18 protein-coding genes are annotated in these 17,335 nt (G+C 70.7%); 10 read left to right on the top strand and 8 right to left on the bottom strand.

Annotated elements, in window-relative coordinates; all coding sequences use genetic code 11:
- Nucleotides 1-127 precede the first annotated feature (127 nt).
- Complete coding sequence (secA, locus tag ABD663_RS05750) at nucleotides 128-2,962, top strand: preprotein translocase subunit SecA (protein ID WP_344736994.1); 2,835 nt, start codon at nucleotides 128-130, stop codon at nucleotides 2,960-2,962.
- A 76-nt stretch (nucleotides 2,963-3,038) separates the two neighbouring features.
- Nucleotides 3,039-4,265 (top strand): pyridoxal phosphate-dependent aminotransferase, encoded by a 1,227-nt coding sequence (locus ABD663_RS05755; RefSeq protein WP_344736995.1) that lies wholly within the window; start codon nucleotides 3,039-3,041, stop codon nucleotides 4,263-4,265.
- A gap of 118 nt (nucleotides 4,266-4,383) precedes the next feature.
- Here ABD663_RS05755 and ABD663_RS05760 read toward each other — a convergent pair whose 3' ends face one another.
- Nucleotides 4,384-4,818, bottom strand: a complete 435-nt coding sequence (locus ABD663_RS05760) for an Rv3235 family protein (protein WP_344736996.1) — start codon at nucleotides 4,816-4,818, stop codon at nucleotides 4,384-4,386.
- A gap of 122 nt (nucleotides 4,819-4,940) precedes the next feature.
- On the opposite strand from ABD663_RS05760, the gene ABD663_RS05765 reads away from it, so the two are divergent.
- The gene (locus tag ABD663_RS05765; RefSeq protein ID WP_344736997.1) at nucleotides 4,941-5,540 is read left to right on the top strand and encodes a hypothetical protein; all 600 of its coding nucleotides are present in this window, start codon (nucleotides 4,941-4,943) and stop codon (nucleotides 5,538-5,540) included.
- A gap of 23 nt (nucleotides 5,541-5,563) precedes the next feature.
- Here the strand turns inward: ABD663_RS05765 and ABD663_RS05770 are convergent, their stop codons facing one another.
- Complete coding sequence (locus tag ABD663_RS05770) at nucleotides 5,564-5,839, bottom strand: helix-turn-helix domain-containing protein (RefSeq protein WP_344736998.1); 276 nt, start codon at nucleotides 5,837-5,839, stop codon at nucleotides 5,564-5,566.
- A 98-nt stretch (nucleotides 5,840-5,937) separates the two neighbouring features.
- On the opposite strand from ABD663_RS05770, the gene ABD663_RS05775 reads away from it, so the two are divergent.
- From ABD663_RS05775 to ABD663_RS05785, 3 genes are read left to right on the top strand one after another with little or no spacing between them, the layout of a single operon-like run.
- Nucleotides 5,938-6,567: an SAF domain-containing protein gene (locus tag ABD663_RS05775; RefSeq protein WP_344736999.1), complete on the top strand. Its 630-nt coding sequence runs from the start codon at nucleotides 5,938-5,940 to the stop codon at nucleotides 6,565-6,567.
- Entirely contained in the window at nucleotides 6,564-7,793 is a 1,230-nt protein-coding gene (locus ABD663_RS05780; protein WP_344737000.1) for a CpaE/TadZ family protein, read from the top strand. Before ABD663_RS05775 ends, ABD663_RS05780 begins: the two co-directional genes overlap by 4 nt.
- 30 nt (nucleotides 7,794-7,823) lie before the next feature.
- On the top strand, nucleotides 7,824-9,308 hold the full coding sequence (locus tag ABD663_RS05785) for a sensor histidine kinase (protein WP_344737001.1): 1,485 nt from the start codon (nucleotides 7,824-7,826) through the stop codon (nucleotides 9,306-9,308).
- Nucleotides 9,309-9,355: 47 nt separating this feature from the next.
- Here ABD663_RS05785 and ABD663_RS05790 read toward each other — a convergent pair whose 3' ends face one another.
- Entirely contained in the window at nucleotides 9,356-9,604 is a 249-nt protein-coding gene (locus tag ABD663_RS05790) for a WhiB family transcriptional regulator (protein WP_005048317.1), read from the bottom strand.
- 261 nt (nucleotides 9,605-9,865) lie between these two features.
- Here ABD663_RS05790 and ABD663_RS05795 point away from each other — a divergent pair, with 261 nt between their 5' ends.
- Nucleotides 9,866-10,273: a histidine kinase gene (locus ABD663_RS05795; RefSeq protein WP_344737002.1), complete on the top strand. Its 408-nt coding sequence runs from the start codon at nucleotides 9,866-9,868 to the stop codon at nucleotides 10,271-10,273.
- A 6-nt stretch (nucleotides 10,274-10,279) separates the two neighbouring features.
- Here the strand turns inward: ABD663_RS05795 and bcp are convergent, their stop codons facing one another.
- The 3 genes from bcp to aroA are packed head-to-tail and all read right to left on the bottom strand — an operon-like array spanning nucleotide 10,280 to nucleotide 13,196.
- Nucleotides 10,280-10,756, bottom strand: a complete 477-nt coding sequence (gene bcp, locus ABD663_RS05800) for a thioredoxin-dependent thiol peroxidase (RefSeq protein ID WP_344737003.1) — start codon at nucleotides 10,754-10,756, stop codon at nucleotides 10,280-10,282.
- A gap of 26 nt (nucleotides 10,757-10,782) precedes the next feature.
- The gene (gene rsgA / locus ABD663_RS05805; RefSeq protein WP_344737004.1) at nucleotides 10,783-11,826 is read right to left on the bottom strand and encodes a ribosome small subunit-dependent GTPase A; all 1,044 of its coding nucleotides are present in this window, start codon (nucleotides 11,824-11,826) and stop codon (nucleotides 10,783-10,785) included.
- Nucleotides 11,823-13,196 (bottom strand): 3-phosphoshikimate 1-carboxyvinyltransferase, encoded by a 1,374-nt coding sequence (aroA, locus tag ABD663_RS05810; RefSeq protein WP_344737005.1) that lies wholly within the window; start codon nucleotides 13,194-13,196, stop codon nucleotides 11,823-11,825. The genes rsgA and aroA overlap by 4 nt, the downstream gene beginning before the upstream one ends.
- 66 nt (nucleotides 13,197-13,262) lie before the next feature.
- Here aroA and ABD663_RS05815 point away from each other — a divergent pair, with 66 nt between their 5' ends.
- Entirely contained in the window at nucleotides 13,263-13,949 is a 687-nt protein-coding gene (locus tag ABD663_RS05815; RefSeq protein WP_425561765.1) for a sigma-70 family RNA polymerase sigma factor, read from the top strand.
- Nucleotides 13,946-14,188 carry a zf-HC2 domain-containing protein gene (locus tag ABD663_RS05820; RefSeq protein ID WP_344737007.1) on the top strand — a complete coding sequence of 81 codons (243 nt, stop codon included), beginning with the start codon at nucleotides 13,946-13,948 and terminating at the stop codon, nucleotides 14,186-14,188. The genes ABD663_RS05815 and ABD663_RS05820 overlap by 4 nt, the downstream gene beginning before the upstream one ends.
- Before the next feature lies 1 nt (nucleotide 14,189).
- Here ABD663_RS05820 and ABD663_RS05825 read toward each other — a convergent pair whose 3' ends face one another.
- Complete coding sequence (locus ABD663_RS05825) at nucleotides 14,190-15,095, bottom strand: diacylglycerol kinase (protein ID WP_344737008.1); 906 nt, start codon at nucleotides 15,093-15,095, stop codon at nucleotides 14,190-14,192.
- Nucleotide 15,096: 1 nt separating this feature from the next.
- A complete protein-coding gene (locus ABD663_RS05830) occupies nucleotides 15,097-16,728 on the bottom strand; it encodes an FAD-binding oxidoreductase (protein ID WP_344737009.1) in 1,632 nt (543 codons plus the stop codon).
- A 34-nt stretch (nucleotides 16,729-16,762) separates the two neighbouring features.
- Here ABD663_RS05830 and ABD663_RS05835 point away from each other — a divergent pair, with 34 nt between their 5' ends.
- Nucleotides 16,763-17,335, top strand: coding sequence for a TetR/AcrR family transcriptional regulator (locus tag ABD663_RS05835; RefSeq protein ID WP_344737010.1), 573 nt, complete (start codon nucleotides 16,763-16,765; stop codon nucleotides 17,333-17,335).

The following is a 17,335-nucleotide window of genomic DNA, read 5'->3' on the forward strand; positions in this document are numbered from 1 at the left end:
CACTCACACCCAGCCCATCTCAAGGTCACGGGTGGATAACATAGGCAGGTATGCCCGTGGGGCGCCCGACGGCGTGCGCGGGATCGGCGGATCGACCGCCGCGAAGCCCGACAGATGGAGACACTCCGTGGCCAACCCTCTCGAGAAACTTCTGCGTGCCGGTGAGGGCCGCCTGCTCCGGCGGCTCCAGCAGGTCGTGAAGGCGGTCGGCGCCCTCGAAGAGGATTACGAGCAGCTCACCGACGAAGAGCTGCGCAACGAGACCGCCGAGCTGCGCGCGCGCCATGAGGCCGGCGAGACGCTCGACCAGCTCATGCCCGAGGCCTTCGCCGCGGTGCGCGAGGCAGCGAAGCGCACGCTCGGCCAGCGGCCGTACGACGTCCAGATCATGGGCGGCGCGGCGCTCCACCTCGGCAACATCGCCGAGATGAAGACCGGTGAAGGCAAGACGCTGACGGCGACCTTCGCGGTGTACCTCAACGCGATCGCGGGCAAGGGCGTGCACGTCATCACGGTCAACGACTTCCTCGCGTCGTACCAGTCCGAGCTGATGGGCCGCGTGTACCGCGCGCTGGGCATGACCACGGGCACGATCGTGTCGGGCCAGACGCCCGAGGTGCGCCGCGAGCAGTACAACGCCGACATCACCTACGGCACGAACAACGAGTTCGGCTTCGACTACCTGCGCGACAACATGGCGTGGCGCAAGGAGGACCTCGTCCAGCGGGGCCACTTCTACGCGATCGTCGATGAGGTCGACTCGATCCTCATCGACGAGGCACGCACACCGCTGATCATCTCCGGACCGTCCTCGGGCGAGGCGAACCGGTGGTTCGTCGAGTTCGCCAAGATCGCCCGCACCCTCGAGCCCGGGGTCGACTACGAGGTCGACGAGAAGAAGCGCACCATCGGCGTGCTCGAGCCCGGCATCGAGAAGGTCGAGGACTACCTCGGCATCGACAACCTCTACGAGTCGGCCAACACACCGCTCATCTCGTTCCTCAACAACTCGATCAAGGCGCTCGCGCTGTTCAAGCGCGACACCGACTACGTCGTGATGAACGACGAGGTCATGATCGTCGACGAGCACACCGGCCGCATCCTGGTCGGACGCCGCTACAACGAAGGCATCCACCAGGCGATCGAGGCGAAGGAGGCCGTGCCGGTCAAGGCCGAGAACCAGACGCTGGCCACCGTCACGCTGCAGAACTACTTCCGCCTCTACGACAAGCTCGCCGGCATGACCGGTACGGCCGAGACCGAGGCCGCCGAGTTCATGTCGACCTACAAGCTCGGCGTGGTCACCATCCCGACCAACAAGCCGATGATCCGCAAGGACCAGCCCGACCTCGTCTACAAGAACAAAGAGGCGAAGTTCGCGCAGGTCGTCGAAGACATCGCCCGCCGTCACGAGATCGGTCAGCCGGTGCTCGTGGGCACCGTGAGCGTCGAGACGAGCGAGTACCTGTCGCGGCTGCTCGCCAAGAAGGGCATCAAGCACGAGGTCCTCAACGCGAAGAACCACGCGCGTGAGGCCGAGATCGTGGCGCGTGCGGGACGCTACGGCGCCGTCACCGTCGCCACGAACATGGCCGGTCGAGGCACCGACATCATGCTCGGCGGCAACGCGGAGTTCCTGGCCGTGCAGGAGATGAAGGCGAAGGGCCTCGACCCGGTCGAGACACCGGAGGAGTACGAGGCCGAGTGGGACGCCGTCTACGAGACGATGCGCGACCGGGTGGCCGAAGAGGCGACCAAGGTCATCGAGGCCGGCGGACTCTACGTGCTCGGCACCGAGCGCCACGAGTCGCGCCGGATCGACAATCAGCTGCGCGGCCGTTCGGGTCGTCAGGGTGACCCCGGTGAGAGCCGCTTCTACCTGTCGCTGACCGATGACCTCATGCGCCTGTTCCAGTCGGGTGCGGCCGAGGCGATCCTGTCGCGCACGAACTTCCCCGATGACGTCGCGATCGAATCGGGCATGGTGTCGCGCGCGATCAAGTCCGCGCAGAGCCAGGTCGAGTCGCGCAACGCCGAGATCCGCAAGAACGTCCTCAAGTACGACGACGTGCTCAACCGCCAGCGCGAAGCGATCTACTCGGACCGTCGCCACATCCTGCAGGGCGACGACATCGCCGACCGCGTGACGCACTTCATCGAGGACGCCGTCGATGCCGTCATCGACGATCACACCGGCTCGGGTCACACCGAGAGCTGGGATTTCGACGCGCTGTGGACCGAGCTGAAGACCCTGTACCCGGTCGGCGTGACGATCGACGAAGTGGTGGCGGAGGCGGGCAACAAGGGCCGCGTCACCCCGGAAGGTCTCAAGCGCGAGATCAAGTCGGATGCGTCGATCGCGTACGCCAAGCGCGAGGAGGCGCTGGGCACCTCGGCGATGCGCGAACTGGAGCGCCGTGTCGTGCTGCAGGTGCTCGACCGCCGCTGGCGCGACCACCTCTACGAGATGGACTACCTCAAGGACGGCATCGGCCTGCGCGCGATGGCCCAGCGCGATCCGCTGATCGAGTATCAGCGCGAGGGATACCAGATGTTCCAGTCGATGATGGGGCAGATCAAGGAGGAGTCGGTCGGCTACCTCTACAACCTCGAGGTCGAGGTGCGTCGCGCCGAGAGTGCAGACGGCGCCGACCAGGTGACGCAGGTCGAGGCCAAGGGGCTGACGGCACCGCAGACCGACGGTCAGCGGCTGCAGTACTCGGCCGCGAACGACGCCGGCGAGGTCGAGGTGCGCAACGAACGCGGACAGGTGCAGCAGGCGGCGACGAACCGCCTGCGGCAGGCCGCGACGGCGGCGGCCGCGCAGCAGCAGACGCAGCAGCCGGCAGCCGAGGCGCCGCGCGGTGCGTTCGGCCAGCGCACGGATGCTCCCGCCGAGGCGCCGCAGCAGCAGGCACCGATGAATCGCGCTCAGCGCCGCGCCGCAGACAAGCGACGCTGAGCCGGTACGCCGTGTCGCGGGCGCGGGGGCCACGCACGGTCGATTGGCCCCGGCGCACCGTCGATATCCTGTGGGGATGAGCCCGCTTCGTCCCCTCGACCAGTCCGCCAAGCTGCGCGACGTCCTCTACGAGATCCGAGGCCGGGCGCTGGTCGAGGCCGACCGGCTGGAGGCCGAGGGGCACACGATCCTCAAGCTCAACACCGGCAACCCTGCGGTGTTCGGCTTCGAGGCGCCGTTCCAGATCGTGCGCGACATGATCGAGGCGGTGCCGCACGCACACGGATACAGCGACAGCCGCGGCATCATGTCGGCCCGGCGCGCGGTGGTCTACCGCTACGAGCAGGATGCCTCGTTCCCGGCGTTCGAACCCGACGACGTGTACCTCGGCAACGGCGTGTCCGAGCTCATCACGATGACGATGCAGTCGCTGCTGGACGACGGTGATGAGGTCCTCATCCCGGCGCCCGACTATCCGCTGTGGACGGCGATGACGAGCCTCGGCGGCGGAACGCCCGTGCACTACGTGTGCGACGAGCAGAGCGGGTGGCAGCCCGACCTCGACGACATCCGCTCGAAGGTGACGGAGCGCACCAAGGCGATCGTGGTCATCAACCCGAACAACCCCACAGGAGCGGTGTACACCCGCGAGATCCTCGAGGGGATCGCCGAGATCGCCCGCGAGCATTCACTGCTGTTGCTCGCAGACGAGATCTACGACCGCATCGTGTTCGACGACGCCGTGCACATCCCGATGGCCTCGGTCGCCCCCGATCTGCTGTGCCTGACCTTCAACGGGCTGTCGAAGACCTATCGGGTGGCGGGCTTCCGGTCGGGCTGGCTCGTGATCACCGGCCCGAAGTCGCACGCGGCGGGTTTCCTCGAGGGGATCACCCTGCTGGCATCCACCCGCCTGTGTCCCAACGTTCCCGCGCAGCACGCGGTGCAGGCGGCGCTGTCGGGAGTGCAGTCGATCGACGCGCTGATCGCCCCCAGCGGCAGGCTGCACGAGCAGCGCGACGCCGCGTGGGAGGCGCTCGAGGCGATCCCCGGCGTCACGTGCGTCAAGCCCGCCGGGGCGCTGTACGCGTTCCCGCGCCTCGACCCCGAGGTGCACGAGATCCACGATGATGCGCGACTGGTGTACGACTTCCTCGTCGCCGAGCACGTGCTGCTCGTGCAGGGCACCGGCTTCAACTGGGCGACGCCCGACCATCTGCGCATCGTGACGCTGCCGGAGTCCCGCGTGCTCACCGAGGCGATCGAGCGCCTGGGCAACTTCCTGTCGTCGTATCGGCAGTAGACGACGACCGGGCCGACCACGACGCTGGGGTCGACCCGCCCGTCGGGCTCTCGCGCGATTCGGTCGCACCGTGCATCGAATCGCGTCGACGCCGCTGCGCGGCATCGGCCCGAGTTCGCTACAGCAGTGCGAGCGACGTCGTGCGCCAGCGGCCGTCGAATCCTTCGACACGCAGCGCGACGGCGCGCGTGCGCGCGATCCCGCGCACGACGACGACCGCCTCGACGACCCCGTCGGCGGGGGAGGAGTGGCGCACCGACACGATCTGGTGCACCGGACGCTTGGCCGGGATGCCGCGCGCGCTGCGCGCCCGTGCGGCGAGGTTCGCGCGCGTCACGAGCTTGCGGTACGGGTCCTCCATGAGCCAGCGCGCGAGCTGGTCGACCTCGCGCACACCGGCGAGGACTTCGAGGACGCCCCTCGTGATGTTGCGCACGAAGGGTTCGGGGTCGGGCAGCACTGCGGCCGACGTGCGCTGCGGGGCGAAATACTCCGACAGCTCGACGGCGTCAGCAGGGTAGGCGCGGGCGGAGCCCGCGGGCGTCTTTGCCATGCGTGGACCAATCTCGGTGGGGGTTCCAGCAGTAGAACACACAGCGAACTCTCAGAAGGAATCCTTTCTCCGGCTGTGGATAACTCGTGATCGACTCGTGATGAATCGTCTAGCCTCGCCGGGTGCGCTGGGATCGCTTCTTCGACGACCTCGAGGACCAACTCTCGTCCGAGTGGGAGGCCGAGCGCGTCGCGCTCGAGACCGAGGCCGAGCGCCTGCGTCTGTCTCGGGTGACCCTGCGCGAACGACTCATGGCGCTCGCCGCAGAGGGCGCCGCATCCGAGGCGTCCCTCGAGCTCTGCGACGGCGCCGTCGTGCGCGGCACGATGAGCGGTGTCGGCGCCGACTGGGTCGCCCTGGCCCTCTCAGGAGCGCGTGGGGGCGCACTCGTCCCGCTGCCGGCCGTCGCGTGGGTCGGGATGCCCGAGTCCGACCTGCTGCGCAGCGCGAGGCCGCTCGCTGCGCGGTCGAGCCTGTCGGATCGGATCACGTTCGGGTTCGTCGTCCGCGACCTCGGACGCCGCCGATCCGGCGTCGAGGTGCACCTGAGCGGGGGCCGCGTGCTGACGGGGACGATCGATCGCGCAGGCATCGACCATCTCGATCTGGCACAGCACGAAGCGGGCGCGCCGCGCCGGGTGGATGCCGTCACCGGGCACCGGATCGTGCCGTTCGCCGCGATCGCGTGGGTACGGGTCGCCGACGAGCGCGTGTTCGGGTGACGGTCTGCGCCGCGGCCGAGGACTCAGTCGGGGTGGCGGACGGCGCCGCTGCCCCACAGCTCGGGGAAGCTCGCCTCGCCCGACTGCCGCCACAGCGCCATGAGTCGGGCCTCCTCGGCCTGATCGTCGAGATACGTCGCGATGCTGGCCTCGTCGACCCGCCACCGTGCCGGCGAGCCGATCCGCATGCCGCGCAGGCGCCCCTGCATCACCAGGGCGACGACGTCGTCGACCGAGACGCCGAGCAGCTCGGCGACCTGGGCAGGCGCGAGCAGCTTCGACTGCGGAGCATCGGGCATGGCCCCATTATGGCGGCACCCGACGGTGCGGGGTCGGGTGCGAAACGCGCTGTGGATAACCGCGGAGGCCGCCGCGCGACCTGGGAGAGCATGGTCGGATGAGCGTCCCCGCATCGTCCCGCCCGCGTGCCCGGTCCGCGTGGGCCGACGCCCGTCTGATCCTCGGACTCGTGCTGATCGCGGCATCCGTCGCCGGCGTCTGGCTGGTGGTCTCGGCCGCGCGGCAGACCGCACCCGCGTACGCGGCCGCCGCGACCATCGTCCCCGGGCAGCCGATCACCGCCGGCGACCTGCGCGAGGTCGAGGTCGGCCTCGGTCAGATCGGCGACGCCTACCTCACCGACGCGGCATTCGGCGAGGATCTGGTCGCGACGCGCACGATCGGGGCGGGTGAGCTGATCCCGCTGGGCGCGGTCGCCGACGCGGACTCGTCGCGCACGACGACGATCGTGCTGCGCAGCCAGGTCGAGGTGCCGGCATCCGTCGACGCCGGAACCGTCGTCGAGGTGTGGGTGGCGCCGCTCATCGAACGGGGCGTCTACGACGTGCCCCGCATCCTCATCCCCGACGCCACCGTCGTGTCGGTCGATCGCGACGACGCGGTCATCGGCAGCACATCCGCCGCTGTCGAGCTCGTGATCCCGCGTGCCGACGTCGCGGCCACCCTCGAGGCGATCGCGGGGGGAGCGGCGCTGTCGGTGGTCCCGGTCGCCGGGGCATCGCGATGACCGTCCTGCTCGCCGTCGACGACGGGCGGCTGGCCGACGCGCTGCGTCGCGAAGGCGTCGACGTCGTCGCGACGATCCCGCCGATCGAACTCGCGGATGCCGCGGCCGATCGCCTGCCCGGATCCGAGACCGCCGGCGCGGTGGCCGCAGCCGACACCGTGCTGCTGCAGGTGTCGCGCGACACCCTCACCGCTGCGACCGTCTCGTTCTGCGACCGCGCGGGAACCCGCATCGTCGCGCTGTGCGACACCGACGAGGCCGAGCGGCTCGCCGCCGCGTTCGGCATCGTCGCCGTCGTCCCTGCGGGACTCGAGGCGTGGCAGGTCGCCGACGCCCTGGCGAAGACCCCGGTCGCAGCGTCGGTCGCGCCCGACGACACGCGGGGACGCACCATCGTCGTGTGGGGTGCGGCGGGCTCGCCCGGCCGCACGACTGTCGCTGTCGAGCTGGCGATCGAACTCGCCCGCGGTGATCGGCACGTCGGCCTCATCGACGCCGACACGCACGCGCCCTCGATGGCCCTCGCCCTCGGCCTGCCCGACGAAGGGCCGGGCTTCGCCTCGGCGTGCCGCCAGGCCGAGCTGGGCGGGCTCGACGGACGCGAGCTCACCCGCATCTCGCAGCCGCTGGGCCGCGGCGTGGACGTGCTCACCGGCCTCAACCGGCCCGGCCGCTGGCCCGAGCTGAGCGAGCAGCGCGTGACGGCTGCACTGGCGGAGTGCCGGCACTGGGCCGACTACACCGTCGTCGACGTCGCTGCCGGGCTCGAGCGCGACGAAGAGATCATGAGCGACCTCGCTGCACCTCGGCGCAATGCGGCGACCCTCGCCGCTCTGGCCTCCGCCGACCTCGTCGTCGCCGTGGTCGGCGCCGATCCGATCGGCGTTTCGCGCTACCTGCGCCACCAGCCCGAGCTGCGCACCGCGGTCGGCGCGACACCGATCGCGGTCGTCGCCAACCGGCTGCGACCGGGCGCAGTCGGCATCGACGCGCGAGGACAGGTGCGGCGGACGCTCGATCGATTCGGTGCCGTCTCCGACGTCTGGTTCCTGCCGCACGATCCACGGTCGGCGGATGCCGCGCTGCTGGCGGCCCGACCGATCGCCGAGGTGGCTCCGAGATCGCCGTTCTCCCTTGCGCTTCGCCGGTTCGCCGGCGAGGCCGTCGCGCCCGCGCCGGCGCCGGCGCGTCCGGCGCGCCGCATCCGTCGCCGATCCGCGGCGTGAAGAAGGGCGGCCTCGCTCTAGGCTGGAGTCGTGTCGACCCTCAGCGATCTCGTCTACGCACAGGGCCTGTTCAGCGAAGCCGACGTCGAGTGGCTGCACCGGCTGGCCGGTGACGGACAGCTGCTCGCCGACCTGGCCTTCGCCGACATCGTGATCTGGGTGCCCACCGCCGACGACTCCTTCATCGCGGTGGGGCATTCGAGGCCCAGCGGTGCGGCGACCCTGTTCTACCGCGACATCGTCGGAGACCGCGTGCGTCCGCAGTGGCGCACCCAGGTCAGGGACGCCTTCCACACCGCGCAGATCATCGACTCGGCCTCGCCTGACTGGTTCGAAGAGACGCCGACGCGCGTACGCGCGGTCCCGATCGCGCGGGCCCGTCCGGGCGAACCGCGCACGACGATCGGCGTGCTGACCCGTCACACGAATCTCGGCGAGACGCGCACGCCGTCGCGCCAGCAGATCACCTTCAACGAGTGCGCCGACGACCTGTTCGGCATGATCGCCGCGGCGGACTTCCCCGACATGGCCGCGCCGACCGCCCCGCGTCGCGGGGCGCCGCGCGCGTCGGACGGCCTGATCCGGGTCGACGTCGACGGCATGGTCACCTTCGCGAGCCCCAACGCCCTCTCGGCGTTCAACCGCCTCGGCTTCGACGACGAGCTCGAGGGAGAGTCGCTGCTCGAGGTCGTCACCCGCATCCTGCCCGACAAGCGCCAGTTCGACGAGTCGCTGCCGGTCGTCGTCGCGGGCCGCGCGCCGTGGCGCGCTGACCTCGAAGCGCGGGGCGTCACGGTGTCGATGCGCACGATCCCGCTGCGCGAGCACGGCGCGCGCGTCGGTGCAGTCGTGCTCTGCCGCGACGTGACCGAGATCCGGCATCAGGAGCAGGAGCTCATCACCAAGGACGCGACCATTCGCGAGATCCACCACCGGGTGAAGAACAACCTGCAGACGGTGGCGTCGTTGCTGCGCATCCAGGCCCGACGGTCGCACTCCGAGGACGCCCGCGAGTCGCTCACCCAGGCGATGCGCCGCGTCGCGGCGATCGCCGTCGTCCACGACACCCTCTCAGAGGGCCTCGCGCAGGTCGTCGACTTCGATGAGGTCTTCGACCGCGTCCTCAAACTCGTCGCCGAGGTGGCCGCCTCGCCGAGCACGCGGGCCAGCACCCGCTCGACCGGACGCTTCGGCACGCTGCCCAGCGAATACGCGACCCCGCTGGCGCTGGCGCTCACCGAACTGGTCACCAACGCCGTCGAGCACGGGCTCGCGGGCCAGGAGGGTGACGTCGAGATCGCCGCCGATCGCACAGCCGACCGGCTCGAAGTCAAAGTGCGTGACACCGGGGCCGGTCTTCCCGAGGGTCAGGTCGGGCGGGGGCTCGGCACTCAGATCGTGCGGACGCTCATTCAGGGCGAGCTGGGCGGCACGATCGACTGGCACACGCTGGTCGGCAGCGGCACCGAGGTCACGATCGACATCCCGCTGCGGTACATCGAACGCCAGACCTGACGCGAGGCGGAGCAGTGCGGCCGCCGGCCGCGTTGCTGCGGCTCGGGTCAGGAGGCGCGGCGGGCGCGGGCGGCGCGGCGCTTGAGCGCGCGGCGCTCGTCCTCGGAGAGACCGCCCCACACGCCCGAGTCCTGACCGGTCTCGAGGGCGTACTGCAGGCAGACCTCGGTGACGGTGCACCGGGCGCACACGGACTTCGCCTTCTCGATCTGATCGACAGCCGGTCCGGTGTTCCCCACGGGGAAGAACAGTTCGGGGTCGACGGTCAGGCAGGCGGCCTTGTCGCGCCAGTCCATGGTGGTGCTCCTAAACAACGGGAAGAGTGGGAATCGAGGGCCCGGATTCGGGTCCGATACCCTGTGGGATGTGCGAGCCTTGCTCGCCCCACGGCACTGTGGGAGCACACGGCTTCATCCATCGTCGCACAGCGGGCGGCGGCGGATCAAGGGTTCCGAACGCCCTATCCGTGCGAGTTGCTGTGGATCTGCTCCACGAGGTGGAGGATTCGCACAACCGGCACGCTCTTGTCCACGCACTCGTGAGGGATACGAACAAACATGGCGGCGAAGCTCGCAGCGGTACTGCTCGCACTCGAGGGCATCGGGATCATCGGGCTCGCGGTGTGGGAGGCGATCGCGCTCGTGTCGGGCGACAACGTCTCGATCGTGAGCGCTGTCGCGCTCATCGTGCTCACCGCCGCCGGCGCGGCGCTGGTGGTGGCGTTCGCTGTGGCCGTGTGGCGAGGGCAGTCGTGGGGCCGTTCCGGGGGCATCGTCACCCAGCTGCTCATACTCGCCGTCGCGCTGGGCGCCGCCACCGGGATCTACGGCGACGGTGCGACCGCGCTCGTGATCGCCGTGCCGGCGCTCATCACGCTCGTGCTGCTCGTCGTGGCGGTGCGGGATGCCGGACGCCGGGAGTCCCGCGAGGGTGGCGGCCCGGATGCGCCACCATCCGCCGGCTGAGCGGCCTCAGGCAGCGAGGCCCAGAAGACCTCGGACGCGGGCGACGTGGCCGGTGGCCTTGACGTTGTACAGCGCGTGCTCGATGCGGCCGTCGGCATCGATGACGAACGTCGACCGCAAGACGCCCTCGACGACCTTGCCGTAGTTGGTCTTCTCGCCCCACGCGCCGTACGCCTCGTGGACGGTCCGGTCGGGGTCGCTCAGCAGGTCATAGGTGAGTCCGTCGCGCTCGCGGAACCGTCGGAGCTTCGCCTCGTCGTCGCGCGAGATGCCGAGCACGGCATATCCGGCGGCCTGCAGTGGGGCCAGGCTGTCGCGGAAGTCGCACGCCTCGGTGGTGCACCCGGGGGTCATCGCGGCCGGGTAGAAGAACAGGATCACGCCCGAGCCGCGCAGAGACGCGAGCGAGACGGACTCGCCGTCCTGGTCGGTGAGGGTGAAGTCGGGGGCGGTGTCTCCGGGTTGCAGGCGGTGCGCGCTCATGCCTCCAGCTTAGGAGCGCGCGGACGTCACGGGCGATCCGAGAAGGTCGCCAGCAGGCGCTGCAGCGAGTCGAGCCGCGCCGCACCGTTGGGCCCGAGCCGACCCTCGGCGACCGCCTCCGCGATCGCGCAGTCCGGAGCATCGGGCAGGTGGGTGCAGCCGCGGGGGCAGTCCTGCGCGATCGCGTCGAGGTCGGTGAACGCCCGCAGGATGTTGGCGGGGTCGACGTGGCCGAGCCCGAACGACCTCACCCCGGGTGTGTCGATCACCCAGCCGGTGCCCGCCGCACCGCGATAGCGCAGCGACACGGTCGAGCTCGAGGTGTGGCGCCCGCGGCCGGTGACCTCGTTGACGTGTCCGGTCGCACGGTGGGCGTCGGGCACCAGGGCGTTGACGAGGGTCGACTTGCCGACGCCGGAGTGCCCGACGAAGACGGTGGAGTGCCCGACGAGCGCCGCGCCGATGCGTTCGACCGGCATCTCGCCGCGAGCGCTCGTGAACACGTCGAGGTCGACGCCCTCGAAGTGCGACAGGAAATCGGTCGGGTCGGCGAGGTCGGTCTTCGTCACGACCAGGAGTGGGCGGATGCCGGCATCCAGCGCTGCGATCAGATAGCGGTCGACCAGCCGCGCCCGCGGCTCGGGATCGGCGGCGGCGACGACGACGAGCATCTGGTCGGCGTTGGCCACGACGATCCGCTCGACCTGGTCGGTGTCGTCGGCGCTGCGGCGCAGCAGCGAGGTGCGCTCCTCGATGCCGACGATGCGGCCGAGAGTGCCGGATTCACCCGAGGTGTCGCCGACGACGCGCACCCGATCGCCGGTGACGATCGGGCTCTTGCGCAGCTCACGCGCCCGCGTGGCGAGCACCTGGTGCTCGTCGTCGGAGCCTTCGCCCACCAGCACCGTGTACCTGCCGCGGTCGACACCGAGCACCCGCGCGATCCGGGCATCGGCGTGCGCCGGTCTGCGCTTGGTGCGCGGGCGGTTCGCCTTCGGATTCGGGCGGACGCGCACATCGGTCTCGTCGAACTCGGGTTCGTCGTCGTCGAGGTCGTCGAGCCAGCTCACAATGCGCGAACGGCCTCAGCTTCGATGACGTCCGAGTCGCCGTCGCCCGCCAGCATCCGCTGCCACAGCTCGGGGAAATTCGGCATCGTCTTGGCCGTCGTGCCGATGTCGTCGACGACGACACCGGGAACGGCGAGGCCGATGATCGCGCCCGCGGTGGCCATGCGGTGATCGTGGTAGGTGTGCCAGGTTCCGCCGTGGAGCGGCCGCGGGACGATGCGGATGCCGTCGGACAGCTCTTCGGCTTCGCCGCCGAGACCGCGCAGCTCGGCGACGAGCGCGGCGATGCGGTCGGTCTCATGGCCGCGGATGTGCCCGATTCCGTACAGCGTCGTCGGGGTGTTGGCGAACGCGGCGAGTGCGACGAGCGTCGGGGTGAGTTCACCCGCGGCCGACAGGTCGAGGTCGACGCCGTGGATCTCGGCGCCTCCGGTGACGGTGAGGGCGCCGCCGCGTCGTGTGGCGCGGCCGCCCATGAGCGACAGGATGTCGGTGAGCATCGCCCCCGGCTGAGTCGAGTGCGGCGGCCACCCGGTCACCGAGACCGCGCCGCCGGCGATCATGGCCGCCGCGAGGAACGGGGCGGCATTGGACAGGTCGGGTTCGATCGCGACGTCCTTGCCGCGGACCGGGCCCGCGGGCACGACCCATTCGCCCGGCGTGGGACGCTCGACATGCACTCCGCGGTGGCCGAGCGCCTCGACCGTCATGTCGATGTGCGGCAGGCTCGGCAGCCGGGCACCCTCGTGGATGAGGCGCAGTCCGACGTCGAGCCGCGGCGCGGCGAGCAGCAGGCCCGAGACGAACTGGCTGGAAGCACCGGCATCGATGACGACCTCGCCGCCGCGCGCCTGACCGTGGCCTCGCACGATGAACGGCAACGACCAGTGGCCACCGTCGTCGATGTCGACGCCGACCTCGCGGAGCGCCTTGATCATCTCGCCCATCGGTCGGTGCAGAGCGCTCTCGTGCGCGGTCATCGTGACGTCGCCCTGCGCGAAGCCGGCCACGCCGGCGATGAAGCGCATGACCGTGCCGGCCTGCCCGCAGTCCACCACGGTGTCGCCGCGCAACGGCCACACCGGGGTGACGACGATGTCGTGGCCGAACGGGCCGTCGCCGGGCTCGTACTCGATGCCCACGCCGAGGGCGCGCAGGGCGTCGACCATGCGGGTCGAGTCGTCGGAGTGCAGAGGCGACATCAGGCGGCTGGGCCCATCGGCCAGCGCGGCGAGCACGAGTTCGCGGTTGGTGAGCGATTTCGAACCCGGAACCGTGACGCTGGCGCGCACCGGGCCCCCCGCCGTGGGCGCGTTCCAGCGTCCGCGGGCGGATGTCGCGGAGGAAGGGGAATACCCGTCGCGTGTCATCGGGTTCTACCCTACAGAGCCGCCCGGACGCACAGAATCGCCACGCGGCCACCCGAATGGAGGACGATGATCGCGACGCTGGAACGGAACGACCGCACCGCGGTCGAACCCGACACCCGGGTGACAGGGCGCGCCGCCGTAGACTGGCCCATGATGTCCGACTCCACTTCGCAGGCCTCAGACGCGCGCACCCAGTTCGAGGAGCAGGCGCTGCCGTTCATGGACCAGCTGTACGCCGCGGCGATGCGGATGACCCGCAATCCCGCCGACGCCGCCGATCTCGTCCAGGAGACCTTCGTGAAGGCGTTCGGATCGTGGGCCTCGTTCACGCAGGGCACGAACCTGAAGGCGTGGCTCTACCGCATCCTGACCAACACGTACATCAACACCTATCGCAAGAAGCAGCGCGAGCCCTATCAGGGCACGATCGACGAGCTCGAGGACTGGCAGCTCGGCGGTGCCGAGTCGACGACGGCACGCTCGTCACGGTCGGCCGAGGCCGAGGCGATCGACCACATGCCGGCATCCGTCGTCAAGGACGCCCTGCAGTCGATCCCGGAGGACTTCCGGATGGCGGTGTACCTCGCCGACGTCGAGGGCTTCGCCTATCAGGAGATCGCCGACATCATGAAGACCCCCATCGGCACGGTCATGAGCCGCCTGCATCGCGGCAGGCGCATGCTTCGTGAGCTGCTGGCCGATTACGCGAAGGAGAGCGGCATCGGCACAGCCGCGACGAGGAGCACGACATGACCGATTGCGGTTGCGAGAAGGCGCGGCGAGATCTCGAGGAGTACCTGCGCAACGAGGTGTGCAAGACGAAGCACTCCGACATCGCGGAGCACCTCGCGAACTGTCCAGGCTGCCAGGACGAGGCTCTCGTGGCTCGAACGCTCACCGACGTCGTGGCGCGCGCCTGCAAGGAGGAGGCACCCGAGGAGCTGCGTGCACGGGTGCTGGCGGAGTTGCGCGCAGCGCACACGACGCACTGACTCACACGGTCGGGGCGAAGACCTTCAGTGCGCCGGGCGCGACCGTGATCTCGAGCGGGAGTAGCCCGATCGGGTCGCCGTCGGCGTACGCCGTGATCTCCGGCGCGTCGAGTCGGACCGAGCGGGCTCGATAGGTGTCGACCTCGGCCGCTTCGGTGTGCGTGCCGCGGTAGGCGCGCGGCAGGATCCGCAGCAGCCTGGCGCGGCCCGCGGCGTGCACGAGGGTGACGTCGAGCAGACCGTCGGACGGGTCGGCCGCGGGGCAGATCGGGATGCCCCCGCCATAGCTCGACGTGTTGCCGACGGTCGCCATCGCGAGGTCGGCGGAGACGCGCTCGCGATGGCCGTCGGCGAGTTCGAGGTCGATGACGTAGGGGATCGGCGTCAGGCGCAGGAACTCGACGAGGACGGCGAGGTTGTACCGGGATCCACCGCGCGGCCACCGCATGCCGTTGGCTCGGTCGTTCACCTTCGAGTCGAACCCGCTTGCGAGCACCGACCCGAAGAACACCTCGGTGCCGTCACGGCGCCGTGCGCGCGCGACATCGACGGTGCGGGTGCGTCGGGCCGCGATGATGTCGGCGGCAGCGTCGGCGTCGAGTTCGCGCAGGCCGAGGGCCGCCGCGAAGTCGTTGCCCGTCCCTGAGGGCACGATGCCGAGCGGGATGCCGGTTCCCGCCACGACCTGCAGGGCGAGCGCCACCGTGCCGTCGCCGCCGGCGACCGCCACGGCATCGGCGCCGAGTGCGCACGCTCGGCGCAGCAGATCCGCCGACTCCGCGGCGCTGCCGCCGCTGATGACGGTGGTGCGCACCCCGTGCGCGCGCAGCCGTTCGGCTGCGCGCACGGCCGTTGCGCGATGGGTGCCGCCCCGTGCGGCGGGGTTCACGACGAGCGCGACGTCCACGTCACCGCCGGTCTGCCGGCACGAGGACGCCCGGGTTCATGATGCCCCGCGGATCGAGCCGCTCCTTCACCGCACGCAGCACGTCGGTGCCGAGCGGGCCGATCTCGGCCTCGAGGTACGGCAGGTGGTCGCGGCCCACCGCATGGTGATGGGTGATCGTGCCGGCGCCCGTCACGATCGCCCGGGATGCGGCATCCTTCGCCGACGACCATTGCGCGAGGGGGTCGGATGTCATCGCACAGGCGACGGTGAAGTAGAGCGAGGCCCCGGCGGGGTACACGTGCGAGATGTGACACATCACGACGGGCTTGGTGCCGTGCGCCGTGAGCGCGTCGGTGAGGGCGGCGGTGACGGACGCCTTGAGCGCGGCCAGGTGCGTCCAGGTCGTCGCCGTCTCGAGGGTCTCCACCAGCACTCCGGAGTCCAGCAGGGTGTCGCGCAGCGCGGGTGAGGCGAATCGCGTGCGCTCCCACGAGCGGGCCGGTGCGTCGCCGCGGGTCTTCGCGCCGTGCGCCGCGAAGACGGCGTCGAGCGCACCGGCTGTGGCGGCCGCATCCGCATCGTCGGCGCCCTCGGCGGTCATGATCGCGAGGCATCCGCCGAGGCGCCCCAGGTGGCCGCCCATGGCCGCATTGACGCGCGTCTCGGTCGTGTCGCTCACGCGCAGCACGGTGGGCCTGATGCCGCGCTGAGTCGCTTCGCGCAGCGCTTCGGCGCCCGCGGCGAAGTCGGGGAACGACCACGCGGCGTACGCGGTCGCGGTCGGAGCGGGGCGCACCCGTACCGTGATCTCGGTCAGCACGCCCAGCGCTCCCTCGGACCCCAGGAACAGCTCGCGCAGATCGGGGCCTGCCGCGCCCGCCTGCGCGCGGCCCAGTCGCAGGTCGCCGCGCGGGGTCGCGACCCTCAGCGCGTGCACGAGCTCATCGAAGCGACCGTAGCCGCGGGACGCCTGGCCGCTGGAGCGCGTCGCTGCGAAGCCGCCGATCGAGGCGAACTCGAAGCTCTGCGGAAAGTGGCCGAGCGTGAGGCCGTGCGCGCTGAGGAGCTCTTCGACCTGCGGCCCCGTGGTTCCCGCCCCCAGTGTCGCCAGCAGCGACGTGCGATCGAGGTCGAGCAGCGCGGCCGTGCGCGAGAGGTCGAGGGCGATCACCGCGGCATGCGATCCGCGGTCGGGGTCGACGCCGCCGACGACCGAGGTGCCGCCGCCGAAGGGCACGACCGCGATGCCCGCGCGGTCGCAGTGGTCGACCACCGCGCGCACCTCGTCGTGCGAGGCCGGGGAGACGACCGCGTCGGGGGCTGCCTGCACGTCGGGGGAGCGGCGGCGGATGAGATCGGGCGTGCTCTTGCCGCCCAGGTGACGGCGGCGGACCACGTCGTCGCGCGTGGCGTGCTCGGCGCCGACGAGGGCGGCGAGGTCATCGAGATCGGTGTCGTCCAGCTGCGACGGGCTCAGCCGCGGCGCAGGCACGCGCGAGAGCGGATGCGCCCTGCCGGGCAGGAGGGTCGCGAGCAGGGTCTTCGCCCCGGCGGGCAGCGTCGCGGGTCGGGTGCCCCAGGCATCCCAGTCCGACCGCGGGCGCGGTGCGGGGACGGCGGGCAGTGCGGGCGTCGACGATGGCGCGGCCATGGCGACAGTATGACACAGACTGTATGGTTGTCTCATGTCTGAGATCGTCGCCGACACCGAGACCGCGATCCTCGACGCGGCACTGGCAGAGGTGCTCACCCACGGCATCCGGCGCACCACCGCATCCGACATCGCTCGACGCGCGGGGGTGGCGCGGCAGACCCTCTACCGGTATTGGCCCGACGTGCAGGCCGTCTTCGCCGCGCTCATGACCCGCGAGCTGGTCGCCGGCCTTCCCGCGCGGACGACGGCGGTCGACCTCGGCGCATTCGTCACCGTGCTCGTCGACACCGCCGACAGCATCCGGCGGATGCCGCTCATCGAGCGGCTGCGCGACACCGACCCCGAACTGTTCGCCCGCTACATCCTCGACCGGCTCGGAAGCAGTCAGCGTGCGATCCATGCCGATCTGTCCTCGCGGATCGCCGCCGCCCAGGCGTCGGGGATCGTGCGACCGGGAAGGCCTGACCGGCTCGCGGCGATGGTGCTGCTCATGGTCCAGTCCGCTGTGCAGTCGGCGCCGCTGGTCGAAGAGTGGCTGCCGCCACGGGCATGGCGATCAGAGCTCGCTGCGGCGCTGCGCGGCTATCTGGGAGCGCAGCCGTGA

The sequence above is a fragment of the Microbacterium awajiense genome (assembly GCF_039536545.1).
Taxonomy (GTDB): Bacteria; Actinomycetota; Actinomycetes; order Actinomycetales; family Microbacteriaceae; genus Microbacterium; species Microbacterium awajiense.